At 63.1% G+C, this 19,760-nt stretch carries 21 protein-coding genes; 6 read left to right on the forward strand and 15 right to left on the reverse strand.

All coding sequences use genetic code 11. The features are described from left to right. Positions 1–6 precede the first annotated feature (6 nt). The 3 genes from D906_RS05795 to phoB all read right to left on the reverse strand — a co-directional run bounded on the left by D906_RS05795 (position 7) and on the right by phoB (position 3,566). Positions 7–1,347, reverse strand: coding sequence for a hemolysin family protein (locus D906_RS05795; RefSeq protein ID WP_016712723.1), 1,341 nt, complete (start codon positions 1,345–1,347; stop codon positions 7–9). Between the two features lie 173 nt (positions 1,348–1,520). Next, on the reverse strand, positions 1,521–2,828 hold the full coding sequence (gene phoR, locus D906_RS05800; RefSeq protein ID WP_019096633.1) for a phosphate regulon sensor histidine kinase PhoR: 1,308 nt from the start codon (positions 2,826–2,828) through the stop codon (positions 1,521–1,523). A gap of 48 nt (positions 2,829–2,876) precedes the next feature. Next, positions 2,877–3,566: a phosphate regulon transcriptional regulator PhoB gene (phoB, locus tag D906_RS05805; protein WP_003253341.1), complete on the reverse strand. Its 690-nt coding sequence runs from the start codon at positions 3,564–3,566 to the stop codon at positions 2,877–2,879. 171 nt (positions 3,567–3,737) lie between these two features. Here phoB and D906_RS05810 point away from each other — a divergent pair, with 171 nt between their 5' ends. Then, positions 3,738–4,106: a hypothetical protein gene (locus D906_RS05810; RefSeq protein WP_016712721.1), complete on the forward strand. Its 369-nt coding sequence runs from the start codon at positions 3,738–3,740 to the stop codon at positions 4,104–4,106. 33 nt (positions 4,107–4,139) lie between these two features. On the opposite strand, the gene ubiA is transcribed toward D906_RS05810, so the two are convergent. Together ubiA and D906_RS05820 are read right to left on the reverse strand one after the other, a co-directional pair. Continuing rightward, the gene (gene ubiA / locus D906_RS05815) at positions 4,140–5,030 is read right to left on the reverse strand and encodes a 4-hydroxybenzoate octaprenyltransferase (RefSeq protein WP_016712720.1); all 891 of its coding nucleotides are present in this window, start codon (positions 5,028–5,030) and stop codon (positions 4,140–4,142) included. Further along, a complete protein-coding gene (locus tag D906_RS05820; RefSeq protein WP_019096636.1) occupies positions 5,030–5,587 on the reverse strand; it encodes a chorismate lyase in 558 nt (185 codons plus the stop codon). The genes ubiA and D906_RS05820 overlap by 1 nt, the downstream gene beginning before the upstream one ends. 129 nt (positions 5,588–5,716) lie before the next feature. Here D906_RS05820 and rubA point away from each other — a divergent pair, with 129 nt between their 5' ends. From rubA to D906_RS05840, 4 genes are all read left to right on the forward strand, one after another. Then, positions 5,717–5,884: a rubredoxin RubA gene (gene rubA / locus D906_RS05825; RefSeq protein ID WP_019096637.1), complete on the forward strand. Its 168-nt coding sequence runs from the start codon at positions 5,717–5,719 to the stop codon at positions 5,882–5,884. A 16-nt stretch (positions 5,885–5,900) separates the two neighbouring features. Then, entirely contained in the window at positions 5,901–7,049 is a 1,149-nt protein-coding gene (locus D906_RS05830; RefSeq protein ID WP_027614807.1) for an NAD(P)/FAD-dependent oxidoreductase, read from the forward strand. Between the two features lie 187 nt (positions 7,050–7,236). Continuing rightward, positions 7,237–7,536 carry an HU family DNA-binding protein gene (locus D906_RS05835; protein WP_027609974.1) on the forward strand — a complete coding sequence of 100 codons (300 nt, stop codon included), beginning with the start codon at positions 7,237–7,239 and terminating at the stop codon, positions 7,534–7,536. 148 nt (positions 7,537–7,684) lie between these two features. After that, positions 7,685–8,059: an SCP2 sterol-binding domain-containing protein gene (locus D906_RS05840; protein ID WP_010955807.1), complete on the forward strand. Its 375-nt coding sequence runs from the start codon at positions 7,685–7,687 to the stop codon at positions 8,057–8,059. Positions 8,060–8,092: 33 nt separating this feature from the next. Here D906_RS05840 and D906_RS05845 read toward each other — a convergent pair whose 3' ends face one another. The 6 genes from D906_RS05845 to exbB form a co-directional block, all read right to left on the reverse strand. Then, positions 8,093–9,496, reverse strand: a complete 1,404-nt coding sequence (locus tag D906_RS05845) for an aminoacyl-tRNA deacylase and HDOD domain-containing protein (protein WP_019096640.1) — start codon at positions 9,494–9,496, stop codon at positions 8,093–8,095. A gap of 78 nt (positions 9,497–9,574) precedes the next feature. Next, positions 9,575–11,653, reverse strand: coding sequence for an ATP-dependent DNA helicase RecG (recG, locus tag D906_RS05850; protein ID WP_019096641.1), 2,079 nt, complete (start codon positions 11,651–11,653; stop codon positions 9,575–9,577). Between the two features lie 3 nt (positions 11,654–11,656). After that, entirely contained in the window at positions 11,657–12,583 is a 927-nt protein-coding gene (locus D906_RS05855; RefSeq protein WP_016712714.1) for a hydrogen peroxide-inducible genes activator, read from the reverse strand. A gap of 94 nt (positions 12,584–12,677) precedes the next feature. Beyond that, complete coding sequence (locus D906_RS05860; RefSeq protein WP_016489831.1) at positions 12,678–13,409, reverse strand: energy transducer TonB; 732 nt, start codon at positions 13,407–13,409, stop codon at positions 12,678–12,680. After that, positions 13,406–13,834 carry a TonB system transport protein ExbD gene (gene exbD / locus D906_RS05865; protein ID WP_003253367.1) on the reverse strand — a complete coding sequence of 143 codons (429 nt, stop codon included), beginning with the start codon at positions 13,832–13,834 and terminating at the stop codon, positions 13,406–13,408. Before exbD ends, D906_RS05860 begins: the two co-directional genes overlap by 4 nt. Positions 13,835–13,837: 3 nt before the next feature. Next, positions 13,838–14,827: a tonB-system energizer ExbB gene (gene exbB / locus D906_RS05870; protein WP_019096642.1), complete on the reverse strand. Its 990-nt coding sequence runs from the start codon at positions 14,825–14,827 to the stop codon at positions 13,838–13,840. A gap of 189 nt (positions 14,828–15,016) precedes the next feature. Between exbB and D906_RS05875 the strand changes: the two genes are divergently transcribed. Next, positions 15,017–15,874 (forward strand): SDR family oxidoreductase, encoded by an 858-nt coding sequence (locus D906_RS05875; RefSeq protein ID WP_027614808.1) that lies wholly within the window; start codon positions 15,017–15,019, stop codon positions 15,872–15,874. Between the two features lie 124 nt (positions 15,875–15,998). Here the strand turns inward: D906_RS05875 and D906_RS05885 are convergent, their stop codons facing one another. Genes D906_RS05885 through rpoZ form a run of 4 tightly spaced genes read right to left on the reverse strand, consistent with a single transcriptional unit; the run spans position 15,999 to position 19,626 of the window. Next, positions 15,999–16,730, reverse strand: coding sequence for a hypothetical protein (locus D906_RS05885; protein ID WP_019096644.1), 732 nt, complete (start codon positions 16,728–16,730; stop codon positions 15,999–16,001). Between the two features lie 60 nt (positions 16,731–16,790). After that, a complete protein-coding gene (locus D906_RS05890) occupies positions 16,791–17,171 on the reverse strand; it encodes a RidA family protein (protein ID WP_003253379.1) in 381 nt (126 codons plus the stop codon). 23 nt (positions 17,172–17,194) lie between these two features. Continuing rightward, positions 17,195–19,303 (reverse strand): bifunctional GTP diphosphokinase/guanosine-3',5'-bis pyrophosphate 3'-pyrophosphohydrolase, encoded by a 2,109-nt coding sequence (gene spoT, locus D906_RS05895; protein ID WP_019096645.1) that lies wholly within the window; start codon positions 19,301–19,303, stop codon positions 17,195–17,197. A 59-nt stretch (positions 19,304–19,362) separates the two neighbouring features. Continuing rightward, positions 19,363–19,626, reverse strand: a complete 264-nt coding sequence (rpoZ, locus tag D906_RS05900; protein ID WP_003253383.1) for a DNA-directed RNA polymerase subunit omega — start codon at positions 19,624–19,626, stop codon at positions 19,363–19,365. Between the last annotated feature and the right edge of the window lie 134 nt (positions 19,627–19,760).

Genomic DNA, 19,760 nt, shown 5'->3' on the forward strand with positions numbered 1-19,760 from the left:
TCGTCATCAGTCCAGCTTCAGCACCTTGGCCAGCACGATCTTGGGCCCTTTCATCTTCTTGATGATGATGCGCAGCCCCTCGACCTCAAGCACTTCCTCTTCTTCAGGCACGCGCTTGAGCGTTTCGTAGACCAGCCCGGCCAGGGTCTCTGCCTCGATGTGGTCGAGGTCGACCCCCAGCAGGCGCTCGACTTTGAACAGCGGTGTGTCGCCGCGTACCAGCAGTTTGCCTGGCTGGTAAGCGAGGATGCCGCGTTCGGTCTTGCGGTGCTCGTCCTGGATATCGCCTACCAGCACTTCCAGCACGTCTTCCATGGTCAGGTAGCCGATAACCTTGCCGTCGGCTTCCTCCACCAGCACGAAGTGCGCGCCGCCCTTGCGGAACTGCTCCAGCAACTGGGCCAGCGGCATGTGCCGCGACACGCGCTCCAGGGGGCGGGCAAGGTCTTCCAGGTCGATGGTTTCGGGCAAGTGCTCCAGCTCGGCCAGCTCCAGCAGCAGGTCCTTGATGTGCAGCAGGCCGGTGAACTCTTCGCGCTCGGCGTCATACACCGGATAGCGGCTGAACTTGTGGCGGCGCACCAGGGCCAGGATCTGCTTCAACGGCGCATGGGCGTCGATGCTGACCATGTCCTCACGCGAGTTGGCCCAGTCGACCACCTCCAGCTCGCCCATTTCCACGGCCGACGCCAGTACGCGCATACCCTGGTCGCTTGGGTCCTGACCACGGCTGGAGTGCAGGATCAGCTTCAGCTCTTCACGGCTGTAATGGTGCTCGTGGTGCGGGCCAGGCTCGCCTTGGCCGGCAATACGCAAAATGGTGTTGGCGCTGGCATTGAGCAGGTAGATGGCTGGGTACATTGCCCAGTAGAACAGGTACAGCGGCACCGCGGTCCACAGCGACAGCAGCTCTGGCTTGCGGATGGCCCAGGACTTGGGCGCCAGCTCGCCGACCACGATGTGCAGGTACGAGATGACGAAGAAGGCGACGAAGAACGAGACGCCTTTGATCAGCTCGGGCGAGTCGACCCCGAAGTACGCCAGCAGCGGCTCGAGCAGGTGGGCAAACGCCGGTTCACCGACCCAGCCCAGGCCCAGCGAGGCGAGGGTAATGCCCAACTGGCAGGCTGACAGGTAGGCGTCGAGCTGATTGTGAACCTTGCGCAGGATGTTACCGCGCCAGCCGTGCTGCTCGGCGATGGCCTCGACGCGGGTGGCGCGCAGCTTGACCATGGCGAACTCGGCGGCAACGAAGAAGCCGTTGAGCAGCACCAGCAGGAAGGCAAAGATGATCATGCCGAAATCGGCGAATAACGAGGTGAGGCTGATACCAGGGGAAGGGTCCATGATGGAGTTTTTACGGGGTCCGTCTTAGAGATAGAGAGAAAAAAAGTGCCAGCTTTTGCTGGCACAGGGGATCCAATGTAGCGGCTGGAGCCGTAAAAGCAAAGGGTGGCGGATTTATTGCGGTCGCTGTGGGAGCGGGCGCGCCCGCGAAGGGCTGCACCGCAGCCCCAATATCAAACCTCGCCGTTGGCCAATTGTGCCGGCGCAAAGTGACAGGTAAAGGTACTGCCATGCCCCGGCACACTGCTGATTTCCAGCTTGCCGCGATGGCGCATCAGCACATGCTTCACAATCGCCAGCCCCAGCCCGGTGCCACCGGTATTCGACGCGCGGCTGGAGTCCACCCGATAGAAGCGTTCGGTCAGGCGGGGCAAGTGCTTCGCGTCAATGCCCACCCCCGAGTCTTGCACCGACAAATGCGCACCCTGGGCATCGACCCACCAGCGGATGCGGATGTTGCCTTCGTCCTGGGTGTACTTGACGGCGTTGAATACCAGGTTGGAAAAGGCGCTGCGCAGCTCCGACTCGCTGCCCTTCAGTTTGACGCCGGGCGCAGCTTCCAGGCTGATGCGCTGGTTGCGTGGCCCGGACAGAGCCTGGGCGTCATTCTTGATGGCGGTGAGCAGGGCATCGATGGCCACCGGCTGGTTGTCCGACGGATAATCGGTGGCTTCCAGCTTGGCCAGCAGCAGCAGGTCGTTGAGCAGCGTTTGCATGCGTGAGCCTTGCTGGCTCATCTGCTGCAGGGCGCGGCTCCAGCGCGGGTTCACGTCCTCGACGTTGTCCAGCAAGGTTTCCAGGTAGCCGGTGATGACCGTCAGCGGCGTGCGCAGCTCGTGCGACACGTTGGCGACGAAGTCCTTGCGCATCTGCTCCAGCTGGTGAATGCGGGTGACATCGCGCACCAGCATCAGGTGTTCGTTGTTGCCGTAGCGGGTGATGTGCAGTTGCACGCGCATGCGGTCGTTGATGGGCGAGGGGATTTCCAGCGGTTCGAGGTAATTCTCCGCTTCGAAGTATTCCTTGAAGCGCGGGTGACGCACCAGGTTGGTTACCTGCTGGCCGCCGTCCTGTGGGGTTTTGAAGCCCAGCAGGGTCTCGGCGGCGCGGTTCCACCACTCCAGGTTGCCATCGCTGTCGAGCATGATCACGGCGTCGCGCAGCGCGGCGGTGGACTCCTGTACCCGGTCGATCACGGCCTGCAGGCGGCCACGCACGCGCTGGTCGCGGCGTTGCAGGTGGTAGATGCTGTCGAACACCTCGCCCCAGAGGCCGTAACCATCGGGCGGTGCCTCATCGGGTTGGTGATTGCGCAGCCAGTCGTGCAGGCGCAGCAGTTGCTTGAGGGTCCAGCCCAGGTAGAGGGCCAGGCCAATGGCCAGGCTCCAGCCATAGTAGCCGCTGGCCAGCCCGCCGATCAGGCAGACGGTAATCAGCAACAGCAGATGGCGAATCAGGGTCGCGTGCCAGTTTTGGTTCAATTGACGGTCCTTGTACAACAACGTGCAGCGTGGCGCTTTTGAACTCGATCAGCTCTTGGTCGAGAAGCGGTAGCCAGTGCCCCGGACGGTTTGTACCAGATTTTCATAGGCTTCACCCAGCGCCTTGCGCAGGCGACGGATGTGCACGTCGACCGTGCGTTCCTCGACATAGACGTTGCCGCCCCATACCTGATCCAGCAACTGGCCGCGGGTGTAGGCACGCTCCTGGTGGGTCATGAAGAACTGCAGCAGGCGGTATTCGGTCGGGCCCATCTCGGCCGGCTTGCCGTCGATGGTGACGCGGTGGCTGATCGGGTCCAGCAGCAGGCCGCCAACTTCGATCGGCGCCTCGCTGTCGCTCGGACCGGTACGGCGCAACACGGCTTTCAGGCGCGCCACCAGCTCACGCGGCGAGAACGGCTTGGTGATGTAATCGTCGGCACCCACTTCCAGGCCCTGGATCTTGTTGTCCTCTTCACCCTTGGCGGTAAGCATGATGATCGGGATGTCGCCGGTCAGCTCGTCGCGCTTGAGGCGGCGGGCCAGCTCGATGCCGGAGGTGCCTGGCAGCATCCAGTCGAGCAGGATCAGGTCCGGTTTGCGGTCGACGATGATCGCATGGGCCTGTTGGGAGTTTTCCGCTTCCAGGCAGTCATAGCCGGCCATTTCCAGGGCAACGGCGATCATCTCGCGAATGGGCGCTTCGTCGTCGACGATCAGAATGTTCCTGCCTACCATGCTCAAACCTCTCCTGGATACGGTGTCTTGGCCCGCATTAGATAACGGAATTATTGCAGCTGTGTGACAGGGTGTTGGCCGTTCTGGCGACATTCCGTGACTGAACTAGGCTTGAGAGGGCCGCAGTTGCGGCGACTCGAACTCAATCCCCCCGAAATAATGGTGAATCCAATGACACGACAAACGCTGAGCTGGATGGCCCTTTTCGCTGCGCTGGCGCTCCCGGGGGTGGCGTCGGCCCAACATGCCATGGAGAAGGACGGCATGTGGGTCGATCATGCCGGCATGACCCTGTACACCTTTGACAAGGATGCGGGAGGCAAGTCGATGTGCAATGGCGATTGCGCCACCAACTGGCCGCCGTTGAAGGTGATGGATGGCGAAAAGGCCGAGGGCAAGTGGACGCAGATCAAGCGTGATGACGGTTCGATGCAGTGGGCCTACGACGGCAAGCCGCTGTACACCTTCGTCAAGGACAAGAAGGCCGGTGACATGACCGGTGATGGCGTGAAGGACGTCTGGCACGTCGCCAAGCCTTGAGATTGTCGGGGCCGCTTCGCGGCCCCGACATATTCAGCGCAACGCGTAATCCAACACTACGCCAATGAACACCAGCATCCCCGCCCAGTGGTTGTGCAGAAACGCCTTGAAGCACGACTCCCGGTCCAGCTTGCGCGTCGACCAGTACTCCCACGCAAAGCACGCTGCCGCACCCAGCAGTCCCAGGTGGAACCAGCCCCCCAGGTCGAAGCGGCTGCCTGCCAGCAACAGGCAGCCCAGCGACAGCAGCTGCAAGGTCAGGATAATGGTGCGGTCGGCGTCGCCAAACAGGATCGCGGTCGACTTCACACCGATCTTCAGGTCGTCATCGCGGTCGACCATGGCGTAGTAGGTGTCATAACCCACCGTCCACAGCAGGTTGGCGATATACAGCAGCCACGCGCTGGCCGGCAGTTCGCCACCCGCTGCCGTGAACGCCATGGGAATGCCCCAGGAGTACGCCGCCCCCAGCACCACCTGCGGGTAATAGGTGTAGCGCTTCATGAACGGGTAACAGAACGCCAGCGCCACCGCGCCGAACGACAGCCATACCGTGCGGCTGTTGGTGCACAGCACCAGCAGGAAGCTCACCCCGACCAGGATGGCGAACAGCGCCAGCGCTTCGCGTGGCCGTACTCGACCACTGGCCAGAGGCCGGTCGGCAGTGCGCTTGACGTGGCCATCCACCTTACGGTCGGCGAAATCGTTGATGCAGCAGCCCGCAGCGCGCATCAGCACCACGCCAAGGCCGAAGATCAGCACATTGGCCACGGTAGGTGAACCGTTGCCGGCAATCCATACCGCCGACAGGGTTGGCCACAGCAGCAGGTAGATACCGATCGGCCGGTCCATGCGGCTGAGCTGGACGAAGTCCCAGGCCCGCGGGTGCAGGCGGTTGAGCGACTTGAGCAGTTGCAGGTACATCAGCGGTTGTCCTCCTTGGCCGCTTGCCACAATGCCGGCAGGAACACTTCTGCCACCAACAGCTCCAGGCCGCCCCGTTCGAAGCGCGAGCGGCGGCCCCACAGTGCTGCGCGGGTGGCTTCGGTCGGCAGCCAGGCCTGTGGATAACTGCACACTTCAATCGGGTGGCGGATGAACGCCTGGTCGCAGAACAGCAATTCGCCTAGCGAGCGGCTGCCCAGGGTTTCCAGGTCCAGCCCGCCGCGCTCCAGGGCGCTGCGGCTGGCGACGCTGCGGGCGAACACCCAAGGTTGGCCATGGCCACGCAGGTACACCTCGCGCACCCAGCCTTCGGCGCCAGCGGCAATGCCCAGCGCCTGGCATTCGTCATCGCGCAGTGGCTGCCAGCCCTCGAACAGCGGGGTGACGGAAAAGTGATCGTTGGAGAGGCGGGTCAGGCGGCGGGTCAGCGAGCCCTCGTCGAACAGCCAGTCAAGGGTGGGCTGGTCGATGCCGGTCGCCAGCTGTGAATACGGCAGCCACGCGACAGCGGCTGCTTGCGGGGATTCGTACGACACGTCGGTCTGCTTGTTACAACCAGAGAGGCGGCGAGCTTAGCATGATTGCCCTGACTGCTTGCATAATGCATGAAACAGGGCCAGCTACCGGCCCGATAAAGCCTGAGTTCCACCAAGGAAAAAGACCTGATGAAAAAGTGGCAATGTATTGTCTGTGGCCTGATCTACGACGAAGCCGAAGGCTGGCCCGACGACGGCATCGCCCCCGGCACCCGTTGGGAAGATGTGCCTGAAGACTGGCTGTGCCCTGACTGTGGGGTTGGCAAAAGCGACTTTGAAATGATCTTCATCGGCTAACCGAGGAAAGCACGACATGACGTCCCCTGTGGTAATCATCGGTACCGGCCTTGCGGGTTACAACCTGGCGCGTGAATTTCGCAAGCTCGATACGCAGACGCCGTTGCTGCTGATCACCGCCGACGATGGTCGTTCCTACTCCAAGCCCATGCTCTCCATGGGCTTTGCCAAGCAGAAAGACGCCGACGGCCTGGTCATGGCCGAGCCAGGCGCAATGGCCGAACAGCTGAATGCCGAGATCCGCACCCATACCCGTATCAGCGGCATCGACCCAGGCCACAAGCGCCTGTGGATCGGCGAAGAGGCCGTGGAGTACCGCGACCTGGTGCTGGCCTGGGGGGCGCAGACCGTGCAGGTGCCGATAGAAGGCGACGGCGGCCATCTGGTATTCCCGATCAACGACCTCGAAGACTACGCGCGCTTCCGTGCTGCCGCTGTCGGCAAGCAGCGCGTGCTGATTCTCGGTGCCGGCCTGATCGGCTGCGAGTTCGCCAACGACCTGAGCCTGGGTGGCTTCCAGGTGGAGGTAGTGGCGCCATGTGAGCAAGTGATGCCGACCCTGCTGCACCCGGCCGCTGCGGCGGCTGTGCAAGCCGGGCTGGAGGGCTTGGGGGTGTGCTTCCACCTGGGCCCGGTGTTGACCCGCTTGCAGCAGGTGCCCCAAGGCCTGGAGGCGCACCTGTCGGATGGCAGCGTGATCGCCTGCGACCTGGTGGTTTCGGCCATCGGCCTTCGCCCGCGCACCGACCTGGCTGCCGCAGCCGGCTTGCAGACCAACCGTGGCGTCAGCGTAGACCGCGAGTTACGTACATCCCACGCCAACATCTTCGCCCTCGGCGACTGTGCCGAGGTCGATGGCATCAACCTGCTCTACGTGATGCCACTGATGAGCTGTGCCCGGGCGCTGGCGCAAACCCTGGCCGGCAAGCCGACGGCGGTCGCGTATGGGCCGATGCCGGTCACGGTAAAAACCCCGGCCTGCCCGCTGGTGGTTTCGCCGCCGCCCATGGGCCACGAAGGCACTTGGCAGGTGGATGGTCAGGGCAGTGACCTCAAGGTGCTCTGCCACGGCCCAGACGGCAACTTGCTGGGCTACGCCCTGACCGGGAAAGCGGTGATGGAGAAGCTGGCGCTGAATCGTCAGTTGCCAGCCCTAATGGCGTAAATAGAGGGTGTTCTGTCGGTTTTATCCTGTTGTTGCCCACACAATGGCCGCCCAGATACTGGCGCGTCCCCGGAGCTCGTGCCATTCTCACTTCCGTCTGCCGCAGATTAGAGCCTGCGGTGCCTTGAGCGCTGCTCCCAAAGGCAGCACGGCATAACAACAAGAATTCCGTCAAAGAGGCTTCACTATGCGCAAACCAGAACTCGCCGCCGTCATCGCCGATAAGGCCGATCTGACCAAGGAAAAGGCCAATCAGGTTTTGAACGCGATTCTCGACAGCATCACCGGCGCCCTGGACAAGGACACCGTGACCCTGGTCGGTTTCGGCACTTTTGAAAAACGTCATCGCGGCGCGCGTACCGGCAAGAACCCGCAAACCGGTGAGCCGGTCAAGATCAAAGCCAGCAACACCGTGGCGTTCAAGCCAGGCAAAAACCTGCGCGACAGCGTCAACACCCCGGTCAAGCCGGCCAAAAAAGGCAAGTGATCGCCTTCTGACAAACCCAGTGTCAGCCAAGCGGGCGCCTCAGGGCGCCCGTTGTGCTTTCTGTAGGCAAAATGTTTCGAACTTGCATAAATAGTTCTGGAAAAGTATAGACTGCGCGCCTCAGTCACTTTTCATTCGAGGCGCGTTGATGAAGTTCCGCTTTCTTCTCTGGGCCATGGGGCTGTTGATGGCCAGGGCCAGCCGTAACAACCCGGCATTCCAGCAGCAGCTCAAGGGCAAGGACCTGGTGTTCCAGATGCAGACCTTGGACGGCAAGGTCGCCCGGCACTTCATCGTCAATAACGAACGCATCAGCAGCAAGGGCGGCGCACACCCGCAGCCTGCCTTCGCCATTGCCTTCAAGGACGCGGCCTATGGCTTTGCCACGATGCAGGCGGGTAACAAGCAATTGGCGTTCATGCAGGGGATTCAGGACAAGCACATCCAGATCAAGGGCAATCCGGCGTTGGTGATGTGGTTCCAGGGGTTGATGAAGTACCTGAAGCCGAAGAAGAAAGGCTGAAATTGCCGGGGCTGCAAAGCAGCCCCAGAAAAATCAATGCGGTGCGTGAAACTGCGAAGCCAGTTCGCGCAACAGGTTCTCGGCCTCGAGCACTTTGTTCACCACATCTTCCGCCTTGTCCCGGGTAATCTCCAGGCGCTCCAGCAACTCGTCAGGGATCTCCTCCATCGGCCCCGAACCAATGCCTCGCGAGCGCAGCAGCCGGGTGGCCAGGCACACCAGGTTGGGGAATGCCGAGTACTCGCCGTCATAGGCCGGGTCGTGCTGGAAACGCAGCGCGGTCGACAGTTCTTCCGGCATGTCCCACAACTTCATCAGCCAAGCGCCGATCTGTTCGCGGCTGATGCCCAGCAGGTGCTGTTCCACGTAGGTGTGGTTCAGGTGCGGGTTCACCTCCAGATGGCGGCAAATCAGCGAGAAGTGCGGTGGGAACACGTGCGCCAGTAGCAGGTAGCCGAAGTTGTGCAGCAGCCCGGCCAGGTAGGTTAGCCCGGCCTCGGGGCGTTCTGCCCTCGGCATGGCACGGGTCAGGCCTTCGATGATTGCGGCGGTGTAGATCGACTGCTGCCAGTACGGTGTGGCCTGCTGCGGGTGGTCTTTAGGCAGGCTCAACGTCTTGCCCAGCGCCAGGCCCAAGGCCAGGTTGATCACCAGATCGAAGCCCAGCACGCGCACGATGGCATCTTCCACCGAGCGGATCTTGCCGGGTGAGGCGTAGTACGGCGAAGCCGCCCAGCTCACCACCTGGGCCGCCAGCGCCGGGTCGGTTTCGACCACGCCGGTGATGTCATCGATGCTGGCGTTGGGGTCTACCCGCAGCTTGATGATCTTTTGCGCGGTATCGGCCAGCGGTGGGATCTCGATGGTTTCTTCCAGGCGCTTCTGGATGCGTCGGGCCGTGAAGGCCTGCACGGCATTGGTGATTTCCCGGGTGTCGTCATCGGGGCGGTCGAGGTTGGGGCTGATGGCCTCGATTTCCTGACCGAAGCTGCTGGCGCTGGCTTTGGCCAGCATGCGCTTGAAGTGCGCGCGTTCGATTTCCAGCAGCAGGCCGGTTTCGCCCGACTGGATATAGACGGTTTCGGCGTCGAGCAGGCTCTTCTCGTACTGGCACGGTGAGCTGGTGAGCGCCGGAATGCCTGGCAGGGCCTTGAGCTGGTGTTTGTCGAGCATCTGCTTCAAGCGCGGCACCGACACGGCGGTAAGCTTGCGCCCGGTCAGTTCGGCCAGGCGGTTGAGGTCCAGCAGTTGGCTCTGCGGGAACAGCACCATGAGGGCGCCGACCTCGTCGTCGAGAAGCACTGCTTGCACCCGCGAAGTCGCAGGAAGGTGCGGGTGCTCGGCCACCTCGCGGTAGGCGACGCCGACCTTGTCGAGCAGCAGCCTGATGACAGAGGGTGCGTGTGGGGTTGCGGTGTCCAGGGCAACTTCAGTCATGGTCCGTATCCACTGATTCTTTTAAACGCGAAGTATAACCAGCCTGCGAGCAAATCTGGATCCATTCTGGGACTGGCGTCACACTTGCCCATATTGCTGGCCATGACGCAGCCAGCGGTCGAGCAACGGGCTGACATGTTCCGGCCAGCGCGCGATCAGGGCCTGGGCGGCGTCGCGCACCGCTGGCAACAGGTCGGCGTCACGCATCAGGTCGGCGACCTTGAACTGTAGCAGGCCGGTCTGGCGGGTCCCCAGCATCTCGCCCGGGCCGCGCAGCTCCAGGTCCTTTTCGGCGATGATGAAGCCGTCGTTGGTCTCGCGCATGATCCCCAGGCGCTCGCGGCCGATCTGCGACAGTGGCGGGTGGTACAGCAGCACGCAATGGCTCACGGCACTGCCCCGGCCAACCCGGCCGCGCAGCTGGTGCAACTGGGCCAAGCCAAGGCGCTCGGGGTTTTCGATGATCATCAGGCTGGCGTTGGGCACGTCCACGCCTACCTCGATGACCGTGGTCGCAACCAGCAACTGCAATTCACCGGCCTTGAACTGCGCCATGATCTCGGCTTTCTCCGCAGGCTTCATGCGACCGTGGATCAGGCCCACACGCAGTTCGCCCAAGGCGCTGCCAAGTTCTTCATACGTGCTTTCGGCCGCCTGGCAGGTCAGCTCTTCAGACTCTTCGATGAGGGTGCAAACCCAGTAAGCCTGGCGGCCCTCGGCGCAGGCGGCGCGTACCCGTTCGACCACTTCGAAGCGGCGGCTATCGGCTACCAGCACGGTGTTCACCGGGGTGCGCCCAGGCGGCAGCTCGTCGAGTACCGAGGTGTCCAGGTCGGCGTAGGCGCTCATCGCCAAGGTGCGCGGAATAGGCGTGGCGGTCATGATCAACTGGTGCGGGCACAGCTCGCCGGCCACGCCCTTCTTGCGCAGGGCCAGGCGTTGCTGCACGCCAAAACGGTGCTGTTCATCGATGATCGCCAGGGCCAGGTGCTTGAACTTCACCTCTTCCTGAAACAGCGCGTGGGTGCCGACCACCATCGGTGCGCCGTTGGCGATCTGTTCCAGGGAAGCTGCCCGGGCCTTGCCCTTGAGCTTGCCGGCCAGCCAGGCCACTTCGATGCCCAGTGGTTCGAGCCAGCGCTTGAAGGTGATGTAGTGCTGTTCGGCGAGGATCTCGGTGGGTGCCATCAAGGCCACCTGATAGCCGGCTTCCAACGCCTGCAGCGCGGCCAGCGCGGCGACCACGGTCTTGCCTGCCCCCACATCGCCCTGCACCAGGCGCATCATCGGCTCGTGCTGGCTGAGGTCATAGGCAATTTCGTTGGCCACCCGCTGCTGCGCGCCAGTCGGCTGGAAGCCCAGGTTGGCCAGGTACTGCGCTTGCAGACGCTTGGCCTTGGGCAGTACCGGTGCGCGCAGGCTACGCAGGCTTTCGCGCAGGCGTTGCTGCGACAGCTGGTGGGTCAGCAGTTCTTCGAAGGCCAGGCGGTGCTGGGCCCAGTGCTGGCCTTCGGCGAGCTCGTCGAGGTCGGCATCGGCCGGCGGGTTGTGCAGGTAGCGGATGGCATCGTCCAGCGGCGCCAGTTGGTAGTCCCGGGCCAGCTCGTCAGGCAGCCAGTCAGGCAGGCTGCGCGGGCCAAGCAGGCCCAGGCTCTGCTGACACAACAGGCGCAGGCGTTGCTGGGTGAGGCCTTCGGTGGACGGGTAGATCGGTGTCAGCGTCTGCTCGACCGGGGGCGGTGGTTCGTCGCCATTCAGTGCACGGTATTCCGGGTGGTAGATTTCCAGGCCCGAAGCGCCGGGGCGGGCTTCGCCGTAGCAGCGCAAGTGGGTGCCGCGTTTCAGGCTTTCTTTCTGTGCGTTGCTGAAGTGGTAGAAGCGCAGGCTCAGCACGCCACTGCCATCTCCCAGTCGCACCACCAGGCTACGTCGCTTGCCCATGGTCACGTCGGCGCCGCTGACCACGCCCTCGATCACGGCATCCTGGCCGGGGCGCAATTGGCCAATCGGCACCACGCGGGTGCGGTCCTGGTAGCGCAGGGGCAGGTGGAACAGCACATCCTGCAGGTTCTCCAGGCCGACCTTGGCGAGTTTTTCCGCCATGGCCTCGCCAACACCCTTGAGTACCGTGACCGGGACCTTCGACAGCTCACTCATGACTCAGGCCGGTTGTTCCGCAGGGGCTTTGGCGACCGAGCACAGGCGGATCGAATCTGCGAGGATCTCGATGGCCTTCGGCCGCGGGAAGCTGGCACGCCAGGCGATGGCCACGGTGCGGAACGGCGCCGGCGCCGTCAGCGGGCGGACCTCGATGATGCCAGGGGCGTAGTGGTGGCTGTGCACCGCCGACAGCGGCAGGATCGAAACGCCAAGGCCTGATGCCACCATATGGCGGATGGTTTCCAGCGAGCTGGACTCGACCGTGGTGTGCTTGGAACCTTCACCGCCCTTGTTCAGGGTCGGGCAGGCTTCCAGTACCTGATCGCGGAAGCAGTGGCCCTCACCCAGCAGCAACAGGCTCTTGTCGTTGAGCATGGCGGTGTCGATGGTCTTTTTCGCCGTCCACGGGTGGTCGGCCGGCATCAGGGCGCAGAACGGCTCATCGTACAGCGGCAGGGTCAGCACGTCGGCTTCGTTGAACGGCAGGGCGATGATCACCGCGTCCAGTTCGCCATTGCGCAGCTTTTCGCGCAGTACGTGGGTGAAGTTTTCTTCGATGTACAGGGGCATCTGCGGCGCTACGCGGTGCAGTTGCGGAATCAGGTGCGGGAACAGGTAGGGGCCGACGGTGTAGATGGCACCGACCTTGAGCGGGGCGGTCAGCTGGTTCTTGCCGGCCTGGGCCAGTTCGCGAATGCCTTGGGCCTGCTCCAGTACCTTCTGCGCCTGGGCGACGATGCTTTCGCCGACCGGGGTCAGGCGCACCGCGCTCTTGCTGCGTTCGAAGATCAGAACGCCAAGCTCATCCTCGAGCTTCTTCACACCGACCGACAGGGTCGGCTGGCTCACGTGGCAGCGTTCGGCGGCATGGCCGAAGTGCTGTTCCTGGGCGAGTGTGACGATGTAGCGTAATTCTGTGAGGGTCATAACGTGCGTCCATGAAGTTGCGGGCCCAGCATAGCGGCTGCAATCGATAGACGCACGTTATCAGACTTGCCGATTTGTGACAGAAACAAAAGTCTCAGCGGCGGTCCAGCGAGTAGACGAACGGTGCCACGACTTCGATCGTGCCATTGTTCAGCAACTCGGGTGGCGGCTTGGGTACAGTGCCGGCCCGACGGATCATTTCCAGCGTCGCCCGGTCCAGTGCGGCGCTACCCGAGCCACCAGCCATGGAGTACGACACCACCTTGCCTTCGGCGTCGACCACGAAGCGCAGGCGGTTGATGCCCTGCAGACCGCGACGGCGCGCGTCTTCCGGGTAACGCTTGTACTTGGCCAGGTGACGCAGCAGGTCGCTCTGCCAGGTCGGCAGGGCGTTGCTGTTGGACGCAATGCTCGGCGCCGGTGCCGCGGACTTCTGCGGCGGCGTGTTGCTGGGCGGTGCGTCTACCGTTTGTTCGGTCGGTGGTGCTTCCTTCGGCGGCTCAGGCTTTTTCTCGGGCTTGGGCGGCTGTGGCTTGGCCTTCGGCTTGGGCGGCTTGGGAATGGCGATCTTGGGCTTGGGTGCCTCGGCCAGCTTCGGCAGCGGCGGTTCCTCGACCGGTGCCGGTGGCTGCGGCGCCGCTTTCGGGGGCGGTGGTGGCGCAGGCTCCGGCAATGGCGCCAGCTCGACCATCATGGCTGCCGGTGGCAGTTCGATGGCCTGGGGCACCGACCAGTTGAGCGTCAGCAGCACGGCGACCACGTGCACGCCCAGCACGATCGCCAGGCTGCCACCGTAGCGCGCCATGTTAGAGCGCGTTTTTGTCATTTCTTGGCTGCCGTCTCGAGACCTACCAGACCGACCTTGAGGTAGCCGGCCGCGCGCATGTTGTTCATCACTTCCATCAAGTCACCGTAATCCACGCCTTTGTCAGCCTGGAAGAAGATGGTGGTTTCCTTGTCACCCTTGGTCTTGGCATCGAGCATCGGGCCAAGCTGGTCGGGTGCAGCAACCTGATCGTCGCCGACGTACAGCTTCTGGTCGGCCTTGACGCTGACGAACACCGGTTTTTCAGGCCTCGGCGCCGGTTTGGCGGTTGAGGCCGGCAGGTCGACCTTGATGTCGACCGTGGCCAAGGGGGCTGCGACCATGAAGATGATCAGCAGCACCAGCATCACGTCGATGAACGGCGTAACGTTGATTTCGTGGTTTTCGGCGAGGTCGTCGCCACCTTCGTTGAGATGCAGGCCCATGGCTTACCCCACTTTCACCATGTGCGGGGCGGCGCGCTCGCTGCCCTGGTGGTCCAGGTCACGGCTGACCAGCAGCAGTACCTGGGCGGAGGCGTCGGACACCTGGGCCTTGTAGCCGGCGATGGAGCGGGCGAAGACGTTGTAGATGACCACGGCCGGGATTGCTGCGACCAGGCCCAGGGCGGTGGCCAGCAGGGCTTCGGCGATGCCGGGGGCGACCACGGCCAGGTTGGTGGTCTGGGTCTTGGCGATGCCGATGAAGCTGTTCATGATGCCCCATACAGTACCGAACAGACCTACGAACGGCGCGGTGGAACCGATGGTTGCCAGTACGCCGGTGCCGCTGCTCATGGTACGGCCGCTGGCGTGCACCAGGCGCTCCAGACGGAAGCTGACGCGCTCCTTGATGCCTTCTTTTTCGCGGGCATTGGCCGACAGGCGCATCTCTTCGAGGGCGTCGTGAACCAACGTGTGGGCCAGGGTGCCTTCCTTTTTGGAGACTTCGCTGGCTTCTTTCAGGGTGGTGGACTTCTTCAGCTGGGCGATTTCACCACGCAGGCGACGTTTGGCGCCCATCAGCTCGAAGCCTTTGGCGATCCAGATGGTCCAGGTGATGATGGAGGCGATAGCCAGGCCGATCATGACGATCTTCACCACGATGTCGGCGTTTTTGTACATGCCCCACGGGGACAGGTCGTGGGCCATGCCCAGGGACGTGTCTTCAACCAGTGCATCGGTAGCGGGATCACCCACAACCTGCGAATCTGCCGGGGCGGCAGCTTGTACTTCGCCAGCGGGAGCCTGGCCTTCCACAGCCGGTGCCGCCGGGGCAGCTTTAGCAGCCGGAGCGGAAGCAGCGGCTGGTGTAGCGGCATTGGCGGTTGGCTCATCGGCCATGGCCACCGGGGCCAGCACCAGGCTGAGTGTCAGCGCGGCGATGGCGCGCCAGGCGCGCGACGGGGTTGGCGAAGCGGAAGGTTGAGTACGTGTCATGCTGGCCGGACCTGATGAAGAAAAAGTGGACGTTCTCCAAGGCCTCGAGATAGGCCGAGAACAAATTGGTCGCCATTATTGCAAGTAATTCTTGTTAACAAAAGTAATCTTGTTGCTTTTTTCGCCTATGGTCTAGCCGCCCATCGTGTAGCGTGGCCGGGCTGATCAATTGGTCTAGGGAGTTTTGTGATGTCAGACCTATCCGTGATGGTGGTGGGATGTGGTGATGTAGGCGGGCGTTTTGCCAAGCAGATGCTGGCCAAAGGCTGGCAGGTAAGCGGCCTGCGCCGTTCTGTCGGGCAACTGCCTGCGGGTATTGCACCGGTTGCCGCCGACCTGGCGGAACCTGCAATTCCGCAAGCCTGGCCGCAGGGCTCGCTGGACTACCTGGTGTACTGCGTGGCGGCCAGCCAGCACGACGAGGCGGGTTACCAGGCGGCCTACGTCGACGGCTTGCGCCATGTGCTGGCGTGGCTGGCCGAGCGAGGCCAGCGCCCGCGTCGCCTGCTGTTTGTATCGAGCAGCAGCGTGTATGCCCAAAAAGACGGTGAATGGATCGAAGAAGGTGCAGCCACCGAGCCTGAAGGTTATTCCGGGCGGGTGATGCTGGAGGCCGAGCAGCTGGCGCTGGCCAGCGGCATTCCGGCAAGCGTGGTGCGTCTGACCGGCATCTATGGCCCAGGCCGCGAGTGGCTGCTGAGCCAGGCGCGCCAGGGTTACCGCGTCGCCGAGGAGCCGCCGCTGTATGGCAACCGTATTCATGCTGAGGATGCTGCCAGCCTTTTGGCCCACCTGCTGCAGGCCGATGCCGACGGCAAGGCGCTGGACGACTATTACATTGGCGTCGATGACGACCCGGCACCGCTGGCCGATGTGGTGGCTTGGCTGAGGGCGTACATGGGGGTTACCGAGTGGTCTGATGAGCAGCGGGTGCGGCGTACTGGCAGCAAACGCTGCAGCAATGCCCGGGCGCGGGCGTTGGGGTGGGTACCGGTGTATCCGAGTTACAAGGAAGGGTATGCCGCGATTCTGGAAGGGAAGGGCTAATCGCCGAGGTTGATGCGAGTCTCTGTGGGAGCGGGCAAGCCCGCGAAGAATGCAACGCGGTGTATGGCACCGGCTTCGCCGGTGTTCGCGGGCTAGCCCGCTCCCACAGGGACCGCGTTCGACTTCAATTCTGCTCCAGCACCCACTGGCGCTTACCTGCCGCCAGCTCCGGCATTTCATCCGGTTGTGCACGGTTCACTGCCTGGAAAATCTCCAGCTTGCCGCCATCACGCTTGATGATGAACGGCGCACCACGCTGGTTACGCTCCAGCCACAGGCTGTCATTGCTGCCGCCCATGGTCGCGCAATCGCCCGCCAGGCACAGGGCGAAACGGTCCGGCCCGGGCAGGCCGGTAACGTTACCGGTGTCGCTGAAGCGCACGCTGGCACCTTTGCCCTGGCCTTCGGTGATCTTCCAGTCGCCGCCCAGGTAGGCCTGGTACAGCGCCTTCTCGAAGCTGCTACCCAGCGGGGCATTGGCGGTAGCCGGTGCCTTCGCGCGTACGAAGGTCTGCTTGGCTCCGCTTTGATCAACGGTCAGCAGTTCATCGCCATCAAGCGACAACTGCTCGGTCTGGCCACCTTCGAAGCTGGCCTGCCACTGCTTGTCGTTGGCGCTCAACTGGCCGTCAGCGGCCTCGAAACCATTGCTGTAGCTGGCCTGCTGGCTGGCAACGTCGAGTTTCCACTCGAACACCGGGCCGTGCTCGTTCAGCGCCTGGCGCAGGCTGCTGCCCTTGACGGCCGCAGTGATGGCGTCCTGGTTGATCCAGGTGCCGTTGAAGTCTTCGGGTTTGTGGCTGGCGCAGCCGCCCAGAAGCAGGGCTGCCAGTGTGAGGGGCAGTGCTTGACGCATGAGGGAATAACCTTGCAGAAGAGGGAGGGGTGACGGGCGGGGTGCCCGTCACCAAGGGCATCATTCGATGACCAGGATGGCGTCCATTTCGACCTGGGAGCCTTTCGGCAGCGCGGCAACGCCGATGGCGGCGCGGGCCGGGTAAGGCTGCTCGAAGTAGCGGCCCATCACCTCGTTGACCTTGGCGAAGTGGCTCAGGTCGGTGAGGAAGATGTTCAGCTTGACGATGTCCTTGAACGAACCACCAGCGGCTTCAGCCACGGCTTTGAGGTTCTCGAACACTTGCACGGTCTGAGCTTCGAAGCCTTCGACCAGCTCCATGGTCTTCGGGTCCAGCGGGATCTGGCCAGACATGTACACGGTGTTGCCGGCCTTGATCGCCTGCGAGTAGGTGCCGATGGCAGCTGGGGCCTTGTCGCTGTTGATGACGGTCTTGCTCATGATGACTCCTTGCGGTTGGCGGACTACGTACGCATGCGGGTGATGCGGACCACACCGGTCAGGGTACGCAGCTTCTTGATCACACGCGCCAGGTGCACGCGGTCGTGCACGCTGACCACCAGTTGGACCACGCTGATACGGCCGTCGCGTTCGTCCATGCTGATCTTCTCGATGTTGCCGTCGGCGGCGTTGACGCTGCTGGCCAGCAGGGCGATCAGGCCACGCTGGTGCTCCAGTTCGACACGCAGTTCGACATTGAACTCGCCCGCGATGTCCTTGGCCCAGGAGAGCTGCACGCACTTCTCCGGGTTGTGGCGGATTTCACTGATGTTGCGGCAGTTCTCAAGGTGCACGACCATGCCTTTGCCAGCCGACAGATGGCCGACGATCGGGTCACCCGGGATCGGCGTACAGCACTTGGCGTAGCTCAGCACCAGGCCTTCGGTACCACGGATCGCCAGCGGGCCTTCCGGCGCCGGCAACTGCTCGCCTTCGGCCGACAGCAGGCGACGTGCAACCACGTAGGCCATGCGGTTGCCCAGGCCGATGTCTTCGAGCAGGTCTTCGATGAGTTCCAGGCGGTACTCGGCGAGGATCGACTGGATGCGTTCCTGGGGGATTTTCTCCAGGCTGCTGTCGAAGCCGGTAAGCACCTTGTTCAGCAGGCGTTCGCCCAGGCTGATGGACTCGGACCGACGCTGCTGCTTGAGGGCGTGGCGGATGTGCGTGCGCGCCTTGCCGGTGACCACGAAGTTGAGCCAGGCCGGGTTCGGCCGTGCGCCCGGTGCGCTGACGATTTCCACCGTCGAGCCGCTTTGCAGCGGCTCGGACAGCGGCGCCAGGCGGCGGTTGATGCGGCAGGCGATGCAGCTGTTGCCCACGTCGGTGTGCACCGCGTAGGCGAAGTCGACAGCCGTGGAGCCTTTGGGCAGCTCCATGATGCGACCTTTGGGCGTGAACACGTAGACCTCGTCCGGGAACAGGTCGATCTTCACGCTTTCGATGAATTCCAGCGAGTTGCCGGCACGTTGCTGCAGTTCAAGGATGCCCTTGACCCACTGACGGGCACGGGCGTGGCTGCCCTTGGGCTGCTCGTCGTCGTTGGACTTGTACAGCCAGTGCGCGGCGATGCCGTTGTTGGCCATCTCTTCCATTTCGCGGGTGCGGATCTGGATTTCGATGGGCACGCCGTGCATGCCGAACAGCGTGGTGTGCAACGACTGGTAGCCGTTGGCTTTGGGGATCGCGATGTAGTCCTTGAAGCGACCGGGCAGCGGTTTGTACAGGTTATGCACGGCGCCGAGCACGCGGTAGCAGGTGTCGACCTTGTCGACGATGATGCGGAAGGCGTACACGTCCATGATCTCGTTGAAGGCACGGCGCTTGCCGCGCATCTTCTTGTAGATGCCATAGAGGTGTTTCTGCCGGCCGCTGACCTCGCCCTCGATGCCGTCGGCGGCCAGGCAGTTGGCCAGCGAGTGCTCGATCTTGGCGACGATCTCTTTACGGTTGCCGCGTGCGCTTTTCACCGCCCGGTGGATCAGCGACGAGCGCATCGGGTGCATGGCCTTGAAGCCCAGGTCCTCGAACTCCACGCGCACGGTGTGCATGCCCAGGCGGTTGGCGATGGGGGCGTAGATTTCGAGGGTTTCCTTGGCGATGCGCCGGCGCTTTTCGCCAGACAGCACTTCCAGGGTGCGCATGTTGTGCAGGCGGTCGGCCAGCTTGACCAGGATCACGCGGATATCGCGAGCCATGGCCATGGCCATCTTCTGGAAGTTTTCGGCCTGCGCCTCGGCCTTGGTCTCGAAGTTCATCTGGGTCAGTTTGCTGACCCCATCGACCAGTTCGGCCACGGTCTCGCCAAATTGCTGGCTGAGGGCTTCCTTGGCGATGCCGGTGTCTTCGATCACATCGTGCAGCATGGCCGCCATCAGGCTTTGATGGTCCATGTGCATGTCGGCGAGGATGCTGGCCACGGCCAGCGGGTGGGTCACGTAGGGCTCGCCGCTGCGGCGGCGCTGCCCGTCGTGGGCCTGTTCGGCGTAGAAATAGGCGCGGCGGACCAGGTTGACCTGTTCGGGGCCAAGATAGGTCGACAGCCGTTCGGCCAAGGCTTCTATACCCGGCATGGGTTCACCTCCTGCGGAGGAAGAGGGCCTTGCGCCGTGCGACGTCGACCTGGCATCAATCAGACAGCCTCGTTGTTCTCGTCCTCGAACGCGGCGAACACCGGATCCTCGGTGACGATCTCTTCAGCGGCGATGAACTCGTTGGTGACAATGCCTTCGGCGATTTCACGCAGGGCAACAACGGTTGGCTTGTCGTTCTCCCACGCAACGCGTGGCTCTTTGCCGCCGGTCGCCAGCTGGCGAGCGCGCTTGGTCGAGAGCATGACCAGCTCAAAGCGGTTATCCACGTGTTCCAGGCAGTCTTCAACAGTTACGCGGGCCATGGTCTTCCTCAGTAGCAAATGCGGTGGGCGTGCAGCCCAGTAATGGGCAGGCGGACTCGATAGTATAAAAATTCACCAGCCAATAGGGAAGCGCTGTTTTGTCGGGTGGATCGGTGTGGAATTCTTCACGGGCA

Origin of the sequence: Pseudomonas sp. LAIL14HWK12:I1, from assembly GCF_003202095.1 — a bacterium.
Lineage (GTDB): Bacteria > Pseudomonadota > Gammaproteobacteria > Pseudomonadales > Pseudomonadaceae > Aquipseudomonas > Aquipseudomonas monteilii.